Below are 16,990 nucleotides of genomic sequence, written 5' to 3'. Positions count from 1 at the left end.
CACAGCCCCGCGATCAGGTCAGATAGCGGTAGATCGGATCGGTGGGATCCACCCGCTCGATCTCCATGTTGGAGGCCGCCATCCTGGCCATCAGCGGCTCGAGATCCTCCGCCCGCCCGATCTCCAGGCCCACGAGTGCAGGGCCCTCCTCGCGATTGTTGCGCTTGATGTAGTCGAACAGGACGATGTCGTCGTCCGGGCCCAGCACCTGGTCCAGGAAGCGTCGCAGCGCCCCGGGCTCCTGCCGGAAGGTCACCAGGAAGTAGTGCTTGAGGCCCTCGTGGACCATCGAGCGCTCCAGGATCTCGTTGTAGCGTGACACGTCGTTGTTGCCGCCGGAGACCACCACCAGCACATCGGCGTCGGCACGGACCGCGCCCGTGGCCACGGCGGTGGCCGCCAGCGCCCCCGCGGGCTCGGTGATGATGCCGTCCACCTGGTACAGGGCGAGCATCTCGGTGCACACCGCGCCCTCCTCCGCGGCCAGCAGCTCCGGATCGATCGCCTGCACCATCGCCAGGGGGCCCGCGCCCACGCGGCGCACCGCGGCTCCGTCCACGAAGCGGTCCATCTCGTGCAGCGTCACCGGGCGTCCCGCGCGCACAGCAGCGGCCATCGAGACGGCACCGGCGGGCTCCACGCCCACGATCCGCACCGAGGGGGTGCGCTCGCGCAGCCAGGCCCCGCAGCCGGCCAGCAGCCCACCGCCGCCCACCGGCAGCACCACGGTGGAGGCCTCCCGGCCGTGCTCGCTGCGGAGCTGCTCGATCGCCTCACGGGCGACCGTCCCCTGCCCGGCCATCACCACCGGATGATCGAAGGGCGGCACCAGGGTGGCGCCGGTGCGCTCGGCGTCATCGGCCGCTGCTTCCGCGGCGTCGTCGAAGGTGTCGCCCACCAGCACGAGCTCCACCCACTCCCCGCCCAGCGCGACGATGCGGTCGCGCTTCTGGCGCGGTGTGGTGCCGGGCACGTAGATGCGCCCGTGGATCTCCTGGACCGCGCAGGCCTGCGCCACGCCCTGGGCGTGATTGCCGGCGCTCGCGGCGACCACACCCGCCTCCCGCTCCTGGGGGGTGAGCGAGTCGAGGAACAGGTGGGCACCGCGCAGCTTGTAGGAGCGCACGGACTGCAGGTCCTCGCGCTTGAGCCATACCGGCACCCCGGCGATGTCGCTGAGGCGCTGGCTCAGGTGCACGGGCGTGCGTCGCAGCACCGACTCCAGCCGCTCAGCTGCCTCCTCCACCTCGCCGGCGCTCAGGGGCAGTACGGGATCGACGGTCGTCATCAGGTCTCCTGCAACGTCAGCTGTCCTGCGGAATCACGAGCGCCGTGGCGATCGCCGCGATGCCCTCGCCCCGACCCGTCAGGCCCAGGCCGTCGGTGGTGGTGCCGGCCACCGAGACGGGCGCACCGGCGGCCTCGCTCATGCGAGCACAGGCCTCCTCGCGGCGGCGTGAGAGCCTTGGCCGGTTGCCCACCACCTGCACCGAGATGTTCCCGATCTCGAACCCTGCCTCGCGCACCAGGCGCGCGGCCTCGGCCAGCAGCGCGGCACCGGAGGCGCCGGCCCACTCGGGACGGCCGGTGCCGAAGTGCGTTCCCAGATCACCGATGCCCGCGGCCGCGAAGAGCGCGTCGCAGGCCGCATGGCAGGCGACGTCGGCATCGGAGTGGCCCTCCAGGCCGCGCTCGCCCTCCCAGCGCAGGCCCGCGATCCACAGCTCACGGTCACTGCCCTCCGGCGCGACGGCATGCACGTCCACCCCGGTGCCGACGCGGGGAAGGGCGGTCATGCCGGATCTCCGGGACGGCCCGGATCGGTCCCGTCCGTCCCTGCGGTATCGATCCGGTCCAGCAGCGTGTCGATGTCCTGGTACGTCTGCTCCGGGCGGGTACCCAGCAGCAGCGGCATCCCGGACACGCGAGGAATGCCGAGCGCGTCGGGCAGGTCCACGGTGGAGACCACCAGATCAGCGGTGAAGTCGGGCGAGAGCAGGTCCATCACGGTGGCCTGGACGACTCGGAGGTGCGCACCGCGCGGGGCCACGTGCTCGCGAACGCGTTTCGCGAGCAGGGCGGAGGTGGCGATCCCCGCGCCGCACACGATGGCGATGGTGAGCATGGCGGACTCCTGAAGGGAAGAGTAGGAAGAGCGGGCATCGGAGACTGGCGAGGCGGAACCACGATTCTGACATGCTTCGGGTGCGGCGACTACGATGCGGGGGTGACCCATCCGCGCCGACTCCGCTCACCGCGCCTGCGCGGGAAGGCCGCCGGCATCGTCCTGGCCGGGGGGTCCGGCACCCGGGTGGGTGCCGGGATCAACAAGGCGTTCCTGCCGCTGTCCGGGCGCAGCATCGCCAGCTGGGGGATCAACACTCTGGCCTCCGTGGAGGGCGTGGGGACGCTGGTGTTCGTGGTGCGACCCGAGGATCGCGAGCACGCCCGCTTCGTCGCCGAGCGCGAGACCGCCCACCACCTCGAGATCATCATTGGCGGTGACACCCGGCAGGAGTCGGAGCTGATGGCGCTGCGGCACCTGGCCGACCGCATCGACTCCGGTGCGGTGGACACGGTGCTGATCCACGACGCCGCCCGGCCCCTGGTCTCGCACGGTCTCGCTGCGGCCGTGCTCCACGCAGCCCGGGAGCACGGGGGAGCGGTGCCCGGCATACCGGCCGCCGATGTCGCCCCCGTGGGCGGCACCGCCCACCTGGCGACGGGGGCCTTCGACCCCTCCCGCCTGGTGCGGGTGCAGACGCCCCAGGGATTCCGGGCCGCCACCATCCTGGACGCCTACGAGGCGGCCGCGCGCGACGGCTTCGTGGGGACCGACACCGCCTCGTGCGCCGAGGAGTACACGGACATCCCCGTGAGCTGGGTGCGCGGCGAGGAGACCAACTTCAAGATCACCTACGCCCAGGACCTGCTCCTGGCCCAGGACGTCGTGGCCGCGCTAGGTTTGAGGACGGGGTGAGGAGGAGAGGATGGCTGTCCAGGAGAGCTACCTGCGCTGCACCGCCTGCGAGCAGGAGTCGGAGCACCAGGTCGTCTACGCCGGTCGTTTCGTCTCCGAGATCCAGTGCGCCGGCTGCGGTGCCGTCACCCGTCTCGACGTCAGCGAGGACTACCTGCCGGATCTGCGCCAGCGGATCTCCAGTAAGCCCGGTCGGCTGGCGCGCCGCCTGCGCAGCGACCCGGGCGAGCTCGCCGCCAGCCTCCCCGTGCGCACTCTGTCCAAGCCCGTGAGGATGCTCCAGGAGTTCCGCGCCGTGTGGCGCAGCCGCAGCTGAGCAGATCCAGCGCGGCTGCGAAGGACAGCTCCTGCCGAGCGACCTGGCTGCCGCTGCGCGCGTCAGCCGCGACGGGACAGTCCGTGGCGGTGGGAGGTGTCCCGCGCCAGGCCCAGGGCGATCTGCGCCTGCCACAGCCCCAAGCGGTCCACCACCGCGAAGCCGGCGTGGGAGCCGGGCACGGTGCGTACGCGAGCTCCTCGCGCGAGGACCGCGAGGATCTCGTCCTGGTCATCGTCGACGGCTAATCGCACGGCGTTCTCGAGCACGGTGCGACGCAGCAGCCGTGGACTCTGCAGCCCGGCCAGCGTGGAGCGGTCCACGTTGCGCAGACCGTCGTGGGTGACGAGCTTGACCGAATCGGTCATGGGGATCACCGGCACCACCGCATCGACGTCGTCGCCGGCAGCCGCGAGCACCTCGGAGATGACCGATGCGGGGGTGAGGGCGCGTTCGGCGTCGAGGATCAGCACGGAGGTGCCGTCGAGCTCCGCCAGGGCCGCGATGATCGCCTGTGCCCGGCCGCCCTGGCTCGCGCGCACCTCCGCCCCGCGGCCAAGCGCGCGGCGCATCCGAGGCACAGCGGCCTCCGTGGTCATCACCAGCGGGGCGGGCAGCCCGACCTCGGAGAGAGTGGCGAGGAGCCGCCCGACCAGGCAGGTCCCCCCGAGCTCGGCCAGCGCCGGCACGTCACCGGGGCGCCCTTCCGAGGCAGCCGGGGCCAGGGCGAGCACGAGCGGGCGCGGGAACGCGCCGGCAGTCCCCGCGAAGGGGATCGGGCTGATGTCCGTCGCAGGCGCGTTCAGGACGCGAGGACCTCGTCCAGGATCGACTCCGCGTTGTCCTCGTCGGTCTTCTCGGCGAGGGCGAGCTCGGAGACCAGGATCTGGCGGGCCTTGGCGAGCATGCGCTTCTCACCGGCGGAGAGCCCGCGGTCCTGATCGCGACGCCACAGGTCGCGGACGACCTCGGCGACCTTCTTCACGTCGCCGGAGGCGAGCTTCTCGACGTTCGCCTTGTAGCGGCGGGACCAGTTGGTGGGCTCCTCCGTGTAGGGCTGGCGGAGCACCTCGAAGACCTCGGCGAGGCCCTCCTTGTCCACCACGTCGCGCACGCCGACCAGGTCGACGTTGTCCGCAGGGACCTCGATGGTCAGATCGCCCTGGGCGACCTTCAGCTTCAGGTAGGTGCGGTCCTCGCCCTTGATGGTGCGGGTCTTCACCTCTTCGATGAGCGCCGCTCCGTGGTGCGGGTAGACGACGGTCTCGCCGACGACAAAGTTCATGTGGCTGGTCCCCTTTCCGCAGTACAGTCTATCAGGGTGGGGTCGTGCTACACTACGCCGCCCTCCCGTCTGCTGCGGGCTTGCACGATGCCGCCGTACGCGCGTCCTGACGGGTGTCAGGTGCGGTACCCTGGCAGGGCCCTCCCCGAGGAACCGAACAGGAGCTCCACGTGCGTCGTCCCCGTCTCGCACTCACCGCTGCCGCGGTGGGTCTGGCCTTCGCCGCCTCCGGCTGCAGCTACATCAACCCTGTGCAGACCCACAACTTCTACCAGGCGGCGGACGGCACCAACGCGAACCTCGAGGAAGCCGGCCAGCTGATGGTCGGCGTGCGCAACGCCATCGTGGTCGTGCAGGACGACGGCTCCGCGGTGCTGATCGGCGCTGTCGCCAACTACACCACTGAGGAGGTCACGGTCGAGCTCGAAGGGCTCTCCGAGGGCACCGTGGTGTTCGCCGGTCGGGTCGCCGTGCCCGCCGAGTCCACCGTGAACCTCGGTGTCGGTGAGGACGCCCAGCAGATCCAGATCGGTCAGATCGATGTCCCCGCCGGGGCCGCCATGGATCTGTCGATCACCGCCAACGGGCAGTCCACCGAGATCACGCTGCCGGTGACGGACACCACGCTCGAGTACTACGAGGACGCCGTCCAGGGCGGCTCCGGCGAGGGTGCCAGCGACGGCGGGGGTTCCAGCCAGGACGAGAGCACCACCGGCGCCTGATGCGCGCCCGGTGCGTCGGTCGACGCCCCCTCGCCGTTGCCCGTCGTATGAGCGGCGCGGTGCCGCCCCCGTCCGCTCCCTGAGCCCCGCCCCGTCAGTGGGCGGCGGATTCGAACTTGTAGCCCAGCCCGCGCACCGTCACCAGGTGCACCGGGTTCTTGGGGTCGTCCTCGATCTTGGCGCGCAGGCGCTTGACGTGCACGTCGAGCGTCTTGGTGTCGCCCACGTAGTTGGCGCCCCACACCCGATCGATCAGCTGTCCGCGGGTGAGCACCCGGTCCACGTTGCGCAGCAGCATCTCCAGCAGCTCGAACTCCTTCAGTGGCAGCGCCACCTCCTGGCCGCGCACCTGGACCACGTGGCGCTCGACGTCCATCATGATGTGCCCGGCATGGAGGGTGGTGTCCTCCTGGGCATCGGCCGAGTCCTGGCCCCGACGCAGCACCGCCTTGATCCGGGCCAGCAGCTCGCGTGAGGAGTACGGCTTGGTCACGTAGTCATCGGCACCCAGCTCTAGCCCCAGCACCTTGTCGAACTCGTCGTCCTTGGCGGTCAGCATGATGACCGGGACGCTCGAGGTGCGGCGGATCTCCCGGCACACGTCGGTGCCGCTCATCCCCGGCAGCATCAGGTCAAGCAGCACCAGGTCGGCACCGTGGGCGGAGAAGATGCGTAGCCCGTCCGTGCCGTTGTCGGCCACGGCGACCTCGTAGCCCTCCTTGCGCAGCGAGTACGACAACGGGTCCGAGAAGGACTCCTCGTCCTCGACGATCAGGATTCTGGTCATCTCAACCTCCTACTCACGGACCCTCGTCCACGTCCACGGTACGCGATGCGGCACCGCCGACGGTGACGGCGCCGGTGCTCCCCATCTCGGGGATGCGCAGGGTGAACGTGGACCCCTGGCCCGCCATCGACCAGGCGGTGACCTCACCCCCGTGATCGGTGGCGATGTGCTTGACGATCGCGAGCCCCAGCCCGGACCCCCCGGTGTCCCGTGACCGTGCGCGATCCACCCGGAAGAACCTCTCGAACACCCGCTCCAGGTTCTCCTTGGAGATCCCGATCCCCTGGTCCTTCACCGACAGCTCCACCATCCCGCCGTCCCGACGCACGGACACCCCGATCCGGGTGTCCGCGTCGGAGTAGGTGATCGCGTTGGAGATCAGGTTGGACACGGCGGTGGTGAGCATCGAGGCGGAGCCGAACACCCGCAGCCCGGTGGTGCCGCCGACGGCGACGGTGATCCGGGAGCCCAGCGCGAAGTTGTGGTTCAGCGCCACGGCCTCCTCGATGATCTCGTCGATCTCCACCGGTTCCGCATCGGGGAGGGCGGAGGTGCCCTGCACGCGGGACAGCTCGATGATCTCCTGCACCAGGTGGGAGAGGCGGCGGGACTCGGTCTGCATGCGCTCGGCGAAGCGGCGCACCGCGTCCGGATCCTCGGCGGCGTCCTCCATGGTCTCCGCCAGCAGGGTGATCGCGCCGACCGGGGTCTTCAGCTCATGGGACACGTTGGCCACGAAGTCGCGGCGGGTCTCCTCCACCCGCACCGCTCGGGTGAGATCGTCCGCCAGCAGCAGGACCCCGTTCTCACCCAGCGCCCCGATTCGCACGTCGATCACGGCGTCGGAGTCACCCTGGCTGGAACGACGCAGGGTGAGCCGTTCGTCGCGGTAGCCGCCGTTGCGGCCCACATCGGCCGCCAGCTCCATCAGCTCGGAGTTCGCCAGCCGCGGGTAGTCCCCACCCGTGGCGCGCACGATCCCGTACGAGTAGGCCAGGGGGGAGGCACGCAGCACGTCCCCGCTGGAGTCCAGCACCACGTAGGCGGAGGAGAGGATCGCGAGCACCTCCGCGGCCGGCTCGGGCACCACCGGCTCCGGGGCGCCGACCGGGCCGCGACCGCGCCGCTCCGAACGCGCTAGTGCCAGTGCCGCCGCACAGCCGATCACCAGGCCGATGGAACCGGCCAGGAGCAGGATGATCGTCGAGGGCACCAGACAAGACTAGGACGTGCCCCGGGTAGGATCGGACACCAGACCGGTGAAGGGCGGCACGGTGCCGAGGAGTTCACCTCGGTTCTTCCCTCCGTTCACCGAGGCGCAACAGCTGTTAACCCGCTGTCGCCACACTCGAGAGCTGACGACCCCTGCGACGAAAGAAGAGTGCGGACCATGCGCGAGGCCTATCAGAGCGACCTTCGGCATCTCGTCGACGACCTGGTCAATATGGCATCGATGGTCGAGAGCGCCCTGTCGGACGCCACCGACGCCCTGCTGGACGGCGACCTCGCCCTGGCGGAGAGGGTGGTGGCCGCGGACCCCCACATCGACGAGCGCCAGCTCGATCTCGATGCGAAGTCCGTCGAGCTGCTGGCGCGGCAGTCCCCGGTGGCCACCGATCTGCGACTGCTGGTGGCATCCCTGCGCATGAGCTCCTCCCTGGAGCGGATGGGCGACCTGTGCGCCCACGTGGCCCTGGTGGCGCGCCGCAGCCACCCGGAGCTGGCCGTGCCCGAGCAGCACCGCGAGCAGATCCGCCGCATGTCCGACCTCGCGCTGGCCGCGCTGCGCGACGCGGCCCAGGTGATCTCCGATCGCGACCTGGCGCTGGCCGCGCAGGTGGAGAAGAACGACGACGAGCTCGACGAGCTGCAGCAGGAGATCGCGCGGGAGATCGGGAAGGGCGAGGGCTACACGAACACCCAGATCGTCGACCTCACCCTGCTGATCCGCTTCTACGAGCGCCTCGGCGACCATGCCGTCTCGCTGGTGCGCCGCGTGGGCTTCCTGGTCACCGGGGATGCCGTGGACACCCTCGGCCAGGCCACGGACGTCACGGAGTTCTGAGCGCGAACGCATGAAGCAGGGCCCCGGTGATCCGGGGCCCTGCTTCATGCATTCGTCGTGGCTCGGCTGCCTCAGCCGCGGTTGGGGCGGGGACGGCGCCGGGTGAGGCGGTCGGCGCCCTTCTTGGTGCCGTTCTGCGCGGCCGCGCGCAGCCCCTGCAGCAGGACGCCGGAGACGATCGTCCACAGGATCGCCTTCCACCACGGGACGTCCTCGGCCGGATCGCGGATCTCTGCGATCTCCGCCTTGGACAGGCCGTCCTTCTTGGCCTGCTTGCGGCGCTTCTTGGTCTCCTTCGCGGAGTCCTTGGCGTACTGCTCGCTGGGCGGATCCTCACCGAAGACCGCACCCCAGCCTGCTGAGGCCAAGCGGCGGCCGATCATGGCGGCGGCGATTCCGGAGCCGGTCACGGCGAGCTTCACGAGCGGGTTGGCCACGGTGTCCTCCAGTGGGTGAGGCGGGTGCGGACGGGGATCGGCGGGGCGGGGCCGCCGGCGGCGGGGCCGGTCAGTACTTCCCGGCGTTCTCAGCGTAGTAGGTGCCCATGTCGTCCTCGCGCAGGGCCTGTCGGAGCTTGTCCATCTCCCCCTCCTCGGTGGCCACCACGCTGGCGCCGCCGCTGGTGGTGTAGGGGCCGCCGTGGGGGACGGACAGGAAGTACAGGTCATCGCTGCGGATCGAGCGCATCGACAGCCCCAGCTCGACCATCGCCGAGGCGGTCAGCCCCTCGTCGGTGGTGAGATACGGGGAGATGGTGCCCACGGTGTCCTTCAGCTTCAGCGGATCGCTCAGGGTGTCCGCGCTGATCAGCTTGTCGGCGATCCCCATCAGCACCGCCTGCTGGTTGCGGTTGCGCTGGAAGTCGCCGTCGGCGAACTGCTTGCGCTGGCGCACGAAGGTGAGGGCCTGCTCGCCGTTCATGTGCTGAGTGCCCTCGGTGAACTGGTGGCCGTCAGCCTCGAAGCTCTGCGGGACCTGCACCTCGATCCCACCCAGGGAGTCCACCAGACCCTCGATGCCGTCGAAGTCGATCAGGGCGACGTGCTCGATCGGCACGCCTGTGTAGTTCTCCACCGTGGAGACCGCCAGCGGCACCCCTCCGAAGGCGAGCGCCGCGTTGATGCGGTCCTTGCCGTGACCGGGGATGTCCACGTAGAGATCGCGGGGGAAGGAGGTCACGTAGACCTCCTGGTTGTCATCGCTGATGTGCACCAGCATCATCACGTCGGAGCGCTGGCCGGTCACGCCGGAGGCAGCGGCCTCCTCCTCGGACCTCTTGTCGGAGCCCAGCAGCAGGAAGTTGCGGCCCGTGCCCTCGGCCTGCTCGGGGCGCTCGCCGTCGGAGGCGCCGCGGGTGATGGACACGGTGCTGCGCTTCTCGTACTGGTTGCGGACGGAGAGCAGGTAGCCGCCCACCACCACGCCGGCAGCCAGTACCAGGGCGGTGATCACTCCCAGTCCGATCAGCGCCATGCGGCGCGAGGAGCGCCTGCCGGGCTCGGGCTGGTCGCCGTCCTCCCAGTCGGAGGGGAGGCGGACCTCGTCGGAGGGGTTCATCCGTGCTCGTCCTCCTGATGACGGGGAAGCCGGGTGTAGGCGAGATCCCATACTAGACGCCCCGCCGCCTGTGCCTTGGACTCGAAGCTGGTGAGCACCCTGCCCTCGAAGCGGGGAGCCCAGCCGGTCTCGGGCAGGTCCCCGGGCACCTCATCACTGGTGGTGCCCTCGGGGCGGGGGCCATCGGGGTGCAGGGAGGCGAAGCGGGGATCCGCTCCCATCACGTGGTGCATATGGGCGGCGTAGTGCGCCCAGTCCGTGGCCAGGCGCACCGTGGCGCCTTCCGTCAGCAGCGGAGCCATGGCGTCGAGGAACGGGGGGTTGATCAGGCGTCGCTTGTGGTGCTTGGACTTGTGCCAGGGATCGGGGAAGAACACCCACAGCTCGGAGACGGAGTGCTCGGGAAGCAGCTGGGGGAGGCTGCGCTGGGCGTCCAGCGGCAGCAGGCGCACGTTGCGCGGTGACCCCGCCCGCTCGATCCGATCCAGGGTCTGGGCCAGGCCCGGTACGTAGACCTCCACCGCCAGGTGGTCGCGCTGCGGAGCGGCGGCGGCTGCCGCTGCGATGTTCTCGCCCTGGCCGCTGCCCACCTCGACCACCAGCTCGGCGCTGCGCCCGAACGCCTCAGCGAGGTCCAGTCGTGCGCCGTCGGCCGGGACCGTGTCGCGATCGCCGCGGGGGAGGTCCAGGACGTAGGCGTCGGACAGGCGGTCCCAGGAGTCCTGGCGGCTGCGCGTGAGGCGGGCGCCGCGGCGCACGAAGGAGACCACTTCGCGCTGTCGGCGGTGCGGGCCGGAACGGGGGCTCATGGGATCGGTGTCCGTGCGGCGCGCGGTTCAGGCGGTGCGCCGCACGTGGCCGTCCTCGACCACGACCGGGACCTCGGGCAGATGGATCGTGGCCGGGCCCACCAGCACCTCACCGGTGGTGGCATCGAAGCGGGAGCCGTGGCAGGGGCAGTCCAGCTCCTCGCCCATCTCCCGCAGGGCGCAGCCGTTGTGGGTGCAGTACCCCGAGTAGCCGGTGACCTCGTCCCCGGAGCCCCGGACGAGCAGCACGAAGGGGTGATCGCCGCCGAAGTTCACGAGGGTGCCGGTGTTCTCGGGCAGGTCCTCCAGAGGTATCGAGCCGCCCTCCGCGCGCACCGGCGCGCCGTTGCCGAAACCCTCGTCCTCCGGGGCGCAGCCGGCGACTGCGCTCACCCCCGCAGCGGAGACGGGCAGCATCAGGGCACGACGACGGGAGAGGCAGGGACGATCCATCCATCCAGGATAGACACTCCGGCGGGAGCTCAGACGTCCTCGGCACTCGTGAGTCGGGGATCCCACGTCAGCAGCCCCCGGGAGCGCCACCCGCGGGCGGAGACCGCATCGAGGGCTTCGCGACGGCGGGCGGGGGAGAGCCGATCGATGTACAGCGAGCCCTCCAGGTGGTCCACCTCGTGCTGCAGTGCCCGGGCCAGCACCCCGCCCTCGTCCTCGACCACGACCGGCGCGCCCTCCAGGTCGATGCCGTGCACCCGCGCGCCACGGTGGCGTGCGGTGGGGTAGCCCTCGCCGGGCACCGAGAGGCAGCCCTCGATGGTCTCCTCGTCGAGTTCGAGCCCGCCGAAGCGCTCCAGGCGAGGGTTGATCACGACGCCGCGGCGCAGGGTGTCGGAGGCATCCGGACACGAGTACACGAACAGCCGCCAGCGCGATCCCACCTGGGGCGCGGCCAGGCCGGCGCCGTCGGCCGCGTCATTGGTCTCGAACATGTCGGCCACCAGCTCGCGGATGTCCTCGGTGATCTCGCGCACCTTGCGGGTGCGCTGCTCGAGGGCGCGATGGCCGATGATCGTGATGGGGCGCACGCTCATGCGTCGTTCTCTCCTTCGGGTCGGGGAGGCGGGGAGCGGCCCGGGGCGCACCGCGAGCGGCTCCGGACTCGACGATCCAGGCGCTGCGTCGACGGCGCAGCGGCTGTCGGTGCGCGCCGAGTCGGCCACCGCCCGCCCGATCTCCTCGGCGGCGACGGCATCGGCAGCGAGGTAGTCGAGGCTGTGGGTGGCATGGGGGTCGAGCTCGATGGCGTGCCAGGCCTCGAGCCCGGCCGCGATCTGCCGGGCGCGCAGGAATTCCGCGTCCAGGGAGGCGCCGGCCACTATCACGATGTTCCCCACCCACAGCATCAGCAGGATCGCGATCAGGCCGTTCAGGGCGGTCAGCACCTCGGTGAAGCGCGTGGCGTACACCATCAGCTGCCCCACGGTCAGCGCCGACCCGAACAGGACCAGGACCGTCAGCGTCGAGCCCAGGGTGATGAGTCGGTACCGCGGCAGGCGCACGTTGGGGAACAGGTAGTAGGCCATCGACACCCCGATGATCAGGATGAACAGCAGGATCGGCCACTTCACGAGGTTCCAGCTGTCGAAGGCGATCTGGGGGATGCCGATCAGTTCCCCCAGTCTCTGGGAGGCCTCACCGCCGACCACCACCATCCCGATCGACAGCAGCACCACCGCGATCAGCAGCACGGTCTCGCCGAGGACGATGGTGCGGAACCACAGGAACGGCCGCCCCTCGCGGGTGTCGTAGACGCGGTGCATCGCACGGTGGAAGGCCGCCACCCCGTTGGAGGCGGAGATCAGTGCCCCCAGGGTGCCCAGGGCAAGGCCCCAGGCTCCGCCGTCGGTGTCGGCGACCGCCAGGATCGCCCGCGTGAACGGGCGGGGGTCCAGGGTCGGGAAGATCTCGTTGAGCAGTGTGGAGACAGTGCGGATGGTCTGGGCCTCCACTCCGATCATCGAGACCAGGGACACCATCGCCACCGCGCCCGGGAACACCGACAGCACGGTGTAGAAGGTCATGGTGCCGGCCACGTCCCACACCTGGATGTCCAGCAGGCGCATCCGCACCCGGTGCAGCACGTACAGCACACTCAGGCGGGGCCGCTCGTACTCGACGACAGGTCTGCGCTGCTGTCGACGTGACTCGCTCACCGCCGTTCTCCTTCACTGCGCCCCCGGGGCCTTCCGCCGTGACGGCTGGGCGTCATCGGCGTCTCCTCGGGGTGGGTGTCCTTCCGTGCCCGTTCCTGGGTCAGACGGACTCGATGATGTCGTCAGGATCCGTGTAGACGGGATACTCCCACGGGTCATCGGGATCCTTCGGCACGAACGAGGTCACGATGGAGCCGTCGGCGCGCTCGTCACCCAGCCCCACCGGGGAGGACAGCACCGAATCGTCCAGGATCGGCCCCTGGTCCGCCAGCTCCACGGCTGCCCCGCCCTCGGTGATCCTCACCGTCTCGCCGCGCACCGTCACCTCGAGCTCCTCCCCCTCCTCCAGCGTGAACGCGATCTGCTTGCGGGTGATGCGGACCCGGAACAGCGAGCCGCGCACCGTCAGCGGGAACGACAGCTCGGGCCAGGACTCCGGCAGCCGCGGGTCGAAGGACAGCTGGCCGTTCTCCTGCCGCATGCCGCCGAAGCCGTGCACCAGGGCGTTCCACACCCCGCCCGCGGAGGCGATGTGCACGCCGTCGGAGGTGTTGCCGTGCAGGTCGCTCAGGTCCACGAAGAGGCCGGCGCGGAAGTAGTCCAGGGCGGCCTTCTGGTGCCCCACCTCGGCGGCCATGATCGACTGCACCACGGCCGAGAGCGAGGAGTCGCCGGTGGTGATCGGGTCGGAGTACTCGAAGTCCGCGCGCTTCTCCTCTGCGGTGAACTCCGCCCCGCGCAGGAACAGGGCCAGCACCACATCGGCCTGCTTGAGCACCTGGAAGCGGTAGATCACCAGCGGGTGGTAGTGCAGCAGCAGCGGGAAGAACTCCTGCGGGGTGCTGGAGAGGTCCCACACCTCCCGCTCCAGGAAGCGGTCCTCCTGCAGGTGGATGCCGAGCGCCTCGTCCTTGGCGATGTGCATGCCGTCGGCGCACGCCTCCCACTGCTCCAGCTCCAGCATGTCCAGCTCGAGCTCGGAGACCAGTGCCTCCAGGCCGCCCGGGTCCGCATCGCGCAGCTCGCGCACCGCCCGGGCTGCGCGGCGCAGGTTGTACCGGGCCATCACGTTGGTGAACATGTTGTTGTTCACCACGGTGGTGTACTCGTCCGGCCCGGTCACCCCGTGGATGTGGAAGCTGGAGTCGCCCTCCGCCGTGACGCGCCAGAAGCCGAGATCGGACCACATGCGGGCTGTCTCCACCAGCACCCGCACCCCGTCGCGATGCTGGAAGTCCATGTCGCCGGTGATGTCGGTGTACAGGGAGAACGCATAGGCGACGTCGGCGTTGATGTGGTACTGGGCGGTGCCGGCCGCGTAGTACGCGGAGGCCTCGTCGCCGTTGATGGTGCGCCAGGGGAACATCGCACCGCGCTGGTTCAGCTCGCGTGCCCGCTCCCGGGCCTTGGGCAGCAGGTTCGATCGGAACCGCAGCGCGTTGCGGGCCCAGGAGGGGGAGGTGAAGATCAGGAACGGGACCACGTAGATCTCGGTGTCCCAGAAGTAGTGGCCCTCGTACCCGGAGCCGGTCACTCCCTTGGCGGGGATCCCCCACTGGTCCGAGCGGGCCGAGGCCTGTGCCAGCTGGAACAGGCACCAGCGGGTGGCCTGCTGCTCCACCGGCTGGCCCGGCAGCTGCACGTCCGATCTGCGCCAGAAGTCCTCCAGGTAGGCGCGCTGGTCCGCGTACTGCGGGGCGAAGCCCTCGGAGCGGATGCGGTCCAGGGTCCGACGGCAGCGGTCGAACAGCTCGCGGTGGGGGACCGAGCGGGAGGAGTGGTAGGTGACGGCCTTGCGCACCGTGATCGACTGGCCCTCCTCCAGGTTCGCCCGGAACACGGCTCGGCCCAGATCGGGCATGGTGTCGATCAGCCGCTCCACCTCGGCCTCGGACTCCACCTCGTGGTCCGCGCCGACGGCCAGGGTCATCCCGGAGGCCGCGACCCGGTAGCCCAGCAGCATCCGGCGCTCGCTGTGCCAGTCCTGCTGCGGCTCGAGCACCCGATGGGTGAACGCCGTGGTCTGCCGCGGGTCGTGCTTGTCGGTGACCGGGCCGGTGCCGTGGCCGAACTCGTCGGTGGCGTCCTGCCGGTTGACGATCTGGGAGGAGATCGCCACCGGCGCGGAGCCGTCCAGCATCGTCACCTCCATCGTCATCAGCGCGAGATGGCGCTGCTCGAAGGAGACCATGCGGCTGGAGCGCACCCGCACGTGCTTGCCGGCGGGCGTGCGCCACACCAGGTCGCGCCACAGCACGCCCTCGCGGAAGTCGATCCACCGCTCGTACTCCACCAGGTCCGCGATCGACAGCAGCAGCGGCTCGTCGTCCACGTACAGCTTGATGGGCGAGGAGTCGGGCACCGAGATCATGGTCTGGCCCACCTTGGCGAAGCCGTAGGCGGATTCGGCGTGGTTGATGCGCCACGTCTCGTGGAAGCCGTTGAGGAAGGTGCCGTGGGAGCCCACGTCACGACCCTCCTCCGGAGTGCCGCGCATGCCCATGAAGCCGTTCGCGGTGGCGAAGAGGGTCTCCAGCAGCCCGAGATCCGCGCCCGGCCGGCTCTCGACCAGCCGCCATTCGTCCAGCGGCAGGTGGGCACGATCGACGGGATCGTGGGGGACCGAGCGCAGGCGGTTCATGCCAGCTCCTCCAGGTCCTGCACCACGACGGTGGCACCGGCACCGGCGAGGGTGTCCACGCCCACGCCGCGGTCCACTCCGATCACGGCACCGAAGTCACCGGCTGCCCCGGCCCGCACGCCGGAGACGGCATCCTCGTAGACCACCGACGCGGTGGTGGGCACCCCGAGCAGCGCGGCGGCATGCTGGAACGTGTCCGGGGACGGCTTGCCGGGCAGGCCCTCTGCGGCAGCCACGTTCCCGTCGACCACGAACTCGAAGCGGTCCCGCAGGCCGGCACCGCGCAGCACCTCCTCCGCGTTGCGGGAGGAGGAGACGATCGCCAGGCGGGAGCCGGCAGGCAGTGCGTCGAGGTAGCGGACGGTGCCTGGGTAGGGGGTCACGCCCTCCGTGCGGATCAGGGTGAGGACCAGGTCGTTCTTGCGGTTCCCCAGGCCCCGTACGGTCTCGGAGCCGGCGGTCTGGTCGCCGGGATCGGAGTCCTGACCCTCGGGCAGCTCGATGCCGCGGGAGGTCAGGAAGGTGCGCACGCCGTCGTACCGGGGGCGGCCGTCCACGTGCGCGAAGTAGTCGGCATCGGTGTAGGGCTCGCTGATCCCGCGCGCGGCGAGGAAATCGCCGAACATCTGCGCCCAGGCGCGCATGTGCACCTCGGCGGTGGGGGTGATCACACCGTCCAGGTCGAAGAGGTGGGCGGTGAAGTCGGCAGGCCGGAATGTCTTGTCGTCGCTCACGGCCGCCACTCTACGGGGCTCGGGTCCTTCATCCCGGATGCACGCTCCGAACCCGGCTGTGTGCTCCGAACGCGGCTGTACGCTCCGAACCCTGGTGCACGCTCGTACCCGCGCCCGGCACCGATGCCGGAGCGGCTCTCCGAGCGTGGCGTCGAAGGGCCGGGTCCGTTACGCTCAAGGCGTCCGCTCCCGCGCGCGTGCGCCGGTGCGGAGCAGTACGGCCCTTCCGAGGAGAAGATGACTGACACGGAGCCGCTGCCGTTCGTGGAGGCGGTGCGCCGCAGCCTCGAGATCGAGGAGCGGGGCGCGCATGTTCGCACTGCACTGACCCTCACCTGCAACCTTGCGCTCGCCCCTGCCCAGCTGTGGCCGCTGCTGGTGGACCGCTCCGAGCTGGCCCACTGGTACGGGCAGCTCAACGGGTCGCTGTCCGAAGGCGGTCGCTACCGCCTGGCCGATGGCACCCAGGGGCAGGTGCTCGAGCTCGTCGAGCCCCACAAGCTCTCCCTGACCTGCGAGAAGGATGGCGAGGCCGATCCTCTGCAGATCCGCCTGGACCCGGAGGACGACGGCACCACCAGCCTTCGCCTGACCCACACCACCCTGATCGACCGCGAGGACTTCGATCGCTACGGGCCCGGTGCGGCCGCCATCCACTGGGAGATCGCCGTGATGGCCCTGGCCTCTCGTACCGGCGGCTGGAGCACCTGCGGCGACTGCGTGCCGATGCCCACCCCGCAGTGGCTGGAGGGTCCTGACGGTGCCGCGCACCTGCAGGCGTGGTCGGTGCGTTGGGCCGCGGAGGCGCTCGCGGCCGGGGTCGACGAGGCATCGGCGCGCCGCGGCGAGCTGGCGACCTCCCGCGCCTGTCAGGAGGATCCCCCGGCCATGGCAGGCATGACGCCGGAGGGCTGAGCCCCCCT

General features: G+C 70.5%; 19 protein-coding genes and 1 pseudogene. 5 read left to right on the top strand and 15 right to left on the bottom strand.

Features of this window, described 5'->3' with window-relative positions; all coding sequences use genetic code 11:
* Positions 1 to 13 precede the first annotated feature (13 nt).
* From ilvA to IOE58_RS05895, 3 genes are read right to left on the bottom strand one after another with little or no spacing between them, the layout of a single operon-like run.
* Positions 14 to 1,288 carry a threonine ammonia-lyase IlvA gene (gene ilvA, locus IOE58_RS05905; protein ID WP_193865479.1) on the bottom strand — a complete coding sequence of 425 codons (1,275 nt, stop codon included), beginning with the start codon at positions 1,286 to 1,288 and terminating at the stop codon, positions 14 to 16.
* A 16-nt stretch (positions 1,289 to 1,304) separates the two neighbouring features.
* Complete coding sequence (gene ispF, locus IOE58_RS05900) at positions 1,305 to 1,796, bottom strand: 2-C-methyl-D-erythritol 2,4-cyclodiphosphate synthase (RefSeq protein ID WP_193865478.1); 492 nt, start codon at positions 1,794 to 1,796, stop codon at positions 1,305 to 1,307.
* Positions 1,793 to 2,125 carry a PTS sugar transporter subunit IIB gene (locus tag IOE58_RS05895; RefSeq protein WP_193865477.1) on the bottom strand — a complete coding sequence of 111 codons (333 nt, stop codon included), beginning with the start codon at positions 2,123 to 2,125 and terminating at the stop codon, positions 1,793 to 1,795. Before IOE58_RS05895 ends, ispF begins: the two co-directional genes overlap by 4 nt.
* A 102-nt stretch (positions 2,126 to 2,227) precedes the next feature.
* On the opposite strand from IOE58_RS05895, the gene IOE58_RS05890 reads away from it, so the two are divergent.
* Both IOE58_RS05890 and IOE58_RS05885 read left to right on the top strand, forming a co-directional pair.
* A complete protein-coding gene (locus IOE58_RS05890; RefSeq protein WP_193865476.1) occupies positions 2,228 to 2,980 on the top strand; it encodes an IspD/TarI family cytidylyltransferase in 753 nt (250 codons plus the stop codon).
* A 10-nt stretch (positions 2,981 to 2,990) separates the two neighbouring features.
* Complete coding sequence (locus IOE58_RS05885; protein ID WP_193865475.1) at positions 2,991 to 3,296, top strand: hypothetical protein; 306 nt, start codon at positions 2,991 to 2,993, stop codon at positions 3,294 to 3,296.
* A gap of 62 nt (positions 3,297 to 3,358) precedes the next feature.
* Here IOE58_RS05885 and IOE58_RS05880 read toward each other — a convergent pair whose 3' ends face one another.
* Both IOE58_RS05880 and IOE58_RS05875 read right to left on the bottom strand, forming a co-directional pair.
* Positions 3,359 to 4,030, bottom strand: coding sequence for a 2-C-methyl-D-erythritol 4-phosphate cytidylyltransferase (locus IOE58_RS05880; RefSeq protein ID WP_193865474.1), 672 nt, complete (start codon positions 4,028 to 4,030; stop codon positions 3,359 to 3,361).
* A 68-nt stretch (positions 4,031 to 4,098) separates the two neighbouring features.
* The gene (locus tag IOE58_RS05875) at positions 4,099 to 4,581 is read right to left on the bottom strand and encodes a CarD family transcriptional regulator (protein WP_193865473.1); all 483 of its coding nucleotides are present in this window, start codon (positions 4,579 to 4,581) and stop codon (positions 4,099 to 4,101) included.
* 170 nt (positions 4,582 to 4,751) lie between these two features.
* Here IOE58_RS05875 and IOE58_RS05870 point away from each other — a divergent pair, with 170 nt between their 5' ends.
* Positions 4,752 to 5,303, top strand: a complete 552-nt coding sequence (locus IOE58_RS05870) for a hypothetical protein (RefSeq protein WP_193865472.1) — start codon at positions 4,752 to 4,754, stop codon at positions 5,301 to 5,303.
* Positions 5,304 to 5,397: 94 nt separating this feature from the next.
* On the opposite strand, the gene IOE58_RS05865 is transcribed toward IOE58_RS05870, so the two are convergent.
* Together IOE58_RS05865 and IOE58_RS05860 are read right to left on the bottom strand one after the other, a co-directional pair.
* A complete protein-coding gene (locus tag IOE58_RS05865; RefSeq protein ID WP_193865471.1) occupies positions 5,398 to 6,090 on the bottom strand; it encodes a response regulator transcription factor in 693 nt (230 codons plus the stop codon).
* A 13-nt stretch (positions 6,091 to 6,103) separates the two neighbouring features.
* Entirely contained in the window at positions 6,104 to 7,303 is a 1,200-nt protein-coding gene (locus tag IOE58_RS05860) for a sensor histidine kinase (RefSeq protein ID WP_193865470.1), read from the bottom strand.
* Between the two features lie 177 nt (positions 7,304 to 7,480).
* Here IOE58_RS05860 and phoU point away from each other — a divergent pair, with 177 nt between their 5' ends.
* Positions 7,481 to 8,155 (top strand): phosphate signaling complex protein PhoU, encoded by a 675-nt coding sequence (phoU, locus tag IOE58_RS05855; protein ID WP_193865469.1) that lies wholly within the window; start codon positions 7,481 to 7,483, stop codon positions 8,153 to 8,155.
* A gap of 71 nt (positions 8,156 to 8,226) precedes the next feature.
* Here the strand turns inward: phoU and IOE58_RS05850 are convergent, their stop codons facing one another.
* The 8 genes and pseudogenes from IOE58_RS05850 to IOE58_RS05815 form a co-directional block, all read right to left on the bottom strand.
* Complete coding sequence (locus IOE58_RS05850; protein WP_193865468.1) at positions 8,227 to 8,592, bottom strand: DUF4235 domain-containing protein; 366 nt, start codon at positions 8,590 to 8,592, stop codon at positions 8,227 to 8,229.
* Between the two features lie 70 nt (positions 8,593 to 8,662).
* Positions 8,663 to 9,712 (bottom strand): LCP family protein, encoded by a 1,050-nt coding sequence (locus IOE58_RS05845; RefSeq protein WP_193865467.1) that lies wholly within the window; start codon positions 9,710 to 9,712, stop codon positions 8,663 to 8,665.
* Positions 9,709 to 10,521, bottom strand: coding sequence for a tRNA (guanosine(46)-N7)-methyltransferase TrmB (gene trmB / locus IOE58_RS05840; protein ID WP_193865466.1), 813 nt, complete (start codon positions 10,519 to 10,521; stop codon positions 9,709 to 9,711). Before trmB ends, IOE58_RS05845 begins: the two co-directional genes overlap by 4 nt.
* Positions 10,522 to 10,548: 27 nt before the next feature.
* Positions 10,549 to 10,974 carry a Rieske (2Fe-2S) protein gene (locus tag IOE58_RS05835; RefSeq protein WP_193865465.1) on the bottom strand — a complete coding sequence of 142 codons (426 nt, stop codon included), beginning with the start codon at positions 10,972 to 10,974 and terminating at the stop codon, positions 10,549 to 10,551.
* A 29-nt stretch (positions 10,975 to 11,003) separates the two neighbouring features.
* Positions 11,004 to 11,570, bottom strand: a complete 567-nt coding sequence (def, locus tag IOE58_RS05830; RefSeq protein WP_193865464.1) for a peptide deformylase — start codon at positions 11,568 to 11,570, stop codon at positions 11,004 to 11,006.
* A gap of 315 nt (positions 11,571 to 11,885) precedes the next feature.
* Positions 11,886 to 12,560 (bottom strand): annotated as a pseudogene (locus IOE58_RS05825) (YihY/virulence factor BrkB family protein); the annotation flags it as partial.
* A gap of 232 nt (positions 12,561 to 12,792) precedes the next feature.
* Positions 12,793 to 15,333, bottom strand: coding sequence for a glycoside hydrolase family 65 protein (locus IOE58_RS05820; protein ID WP_193865463.1), 2,541 nt, complete (start codon positions 15,331 to 15,333; stop codon positions 12,793 to 12,795).
* The gene (locus IOE58_RS05815; protein WP_193865462.1) at positions 15,330 to 16,067 is read right to left on the bottom strand and encodes an HAD family hydrolase; all 738 of its coding nucleotides are present in this window, start codon (positions 16,065 to 16,067) and stop codon (positions 15,330 to 15,332) included. The genes IOE58_RS05820 and IOE58_RS05815 overlap by 4 nt, the downstream gene beginning before the upstream one ends.
* A 237-nt stretch (positions 16,068 to 16,304) precedes the next feature.
* Here IOE58_RS05815 and IOE58_RS05810 point away from each other — a divergent pair, with 237 nt between their 5' ends.
* The gene (locus tag IOE58_RS05810) at positions 16,305 to 16,982 is read left to right on the top strand and encodes an SRPBCC domain-containing protein (RefSeq protein WP_193865461.1); all 678 of its coding nucleotides are present in this window, start codon (positions 16,305 to 16,307) and stop codon (positions 16,980 to 16,982) included.
* Positions 16,983 to 16,990 lie beyond the last annotated feature (8 nt).

This window comes from Brachybacterium epidermidis, assembly GCF_015209585.1.
Lineage (GTDB): Bacteria > Actinomycetota > Actinomycetes > Actinomycetales > Dermabacteraceae > Brachybacterium > Brachybacterium epidermidis.
This window is presented reverse-complemented; position numbering and strand designations above follow the sequence as displayed.